Raw genomic sequence first — 1,462 nt, 5'->3', positions numbered from 1 at the left:
GACGAAGCCGGCAAGCTCGTCCCGCTGGACGTCAAGGCCGGCGATCGCATCCTGTTCGGCAAGTGGTCGGGCACCGAAGTCAAGCTCAATGGCGAAGACCTTCTGATCATGAAGGAATCCGACGTAATGGGCATCATCGGCTGAATATCGGCCTCACCATCACTTAAACCTCAGGGCTCAATTCAAGCCCCTGCCAGGAGCTAAAAATGGCTGCCAAAGACGTAAAATTTTCTCGCGATGCCCGTGAGCGCATGCTGCGCGGCGTCAACATCCTCGCCGACGCAGTGAAGGTCACGCTCGGCCCCAAGGGCCGCAACGTCGTCATCGACAAGTCGTTCGGCGCACCGCGCATCACCAAGGACGGCGTCACCGTCGCCAAGGAAATCGAGCTTGAAGACAAGTTCGAGAACATGGGCGCGCAGATGGTCCGCGAAGTCGCTTCGAAGACCAACGACATCGCCGGCGACGGCACCACGACCGCGACCGTTCTGGCGCAGTCGATCGTCCAGGAAGGCCACAAGGCGGTTGCCGCCGGCATGAACCCGATGGACCTGAAGCGCGGCATCGACCTCGCGGTTAGCGACGTCGTCTCGACGCTGATCAAGAACGCCAAGAAGATCAAGACCTCGGAAGAGGTTGCCCAGGTCGGCACCATCGCCGGCAATGGCGATGCTTCGGTCGGCTCGATGATCGCCGAAGCGATGCAGAAGGTCGGCAATGAGGGCGTCATCACGGTCGAGGAAGCCAAGACCGCCGAGACCGAACTCGAAGTCGTCGAAGGCATGCAGTTCGACCGCGGCTATCTCTCGCCGTACTTCGTCACCAACGCCGACAAGATGGTTGCGGATCTGGAAGACGCCTACATCCTTCTCCACGAGAAGAAGCTCTCCAACCTGCAGGCCATGCTGCCGATCCTCGAGGCTGTCGTGCAGACCTCGAAGCCGCTGGTCATCATCTCGGAAGACGTCGAAGGCGAGGCCCTGGCCACGCTGGTCGTCAACAAGCTGCGTGGCGGCCTGAAGATCGCCGCCGTCAAGGCGCCGGGCTTCGGTGATCGCCGCAAGGCCATGCTGGAAGACATCGCCATCCTCACCGGTGGCCAGGTCATTTCCGAAGACCTCGGCATCAAGCTCGAGAATGTCGGCCTCAACATGCTCGGCCGCGCCAAGAAGGTGTCGATCTCCAAGGAGAACACCACCATCGTCGACGGTGCCGGCAAGAAGGCCGAGATCCAGGGCCGCGTCGCCCAGATCAAGCAGCAGATCGAGGAGACCACATCGGACTACGACAAGGAGAAGCTGCAGGAACGTCTCGCCAAGCTGGCGGGCGGCGTTGCCGTCATTCGCGTCGGCGGTGCGACCGAGATCGAAGTCAAGGAAAAGAAGGACCGCGTCGATGACGCCCTCAACGCGACCCGTGCGGCCGTCGAAGAAGGCATCGTTCCCGGCGGCGGCGTCGCACT

At 61.7% G+C, this 1,462-nt stretch carries 2 protein-coding genes; both read left to right on the top strand.

What is annotated here, in order from left to right; all coding sequences use genetic code 11:
* The coding region (locus AC0L16_RS33380; RefSeq protein ID WP_473625776.1) for a co-chaperone GroES at window positions 1-144 on the top strand (144 nt) is incomplete at its 5' end.
* Window positions 145-206: 62 nt separating this feature from the next.
* On the top strand, window positions 207-1,462 hold a 1,256-nt coding region (groL, locus tag AC0L16_RS33375), incomplete at its 3' end, for a chaperonin GroEL (RefSeq protein ID WP_473625775.1).

Source organism: Mesorhizobium sp. WSM4848 (genome assembly GCF_055811375.1).
Note: the sequence above shows the minus strand (reverse complement) of the source record. Positions and strands in the feature narration are given on the sequence as shown.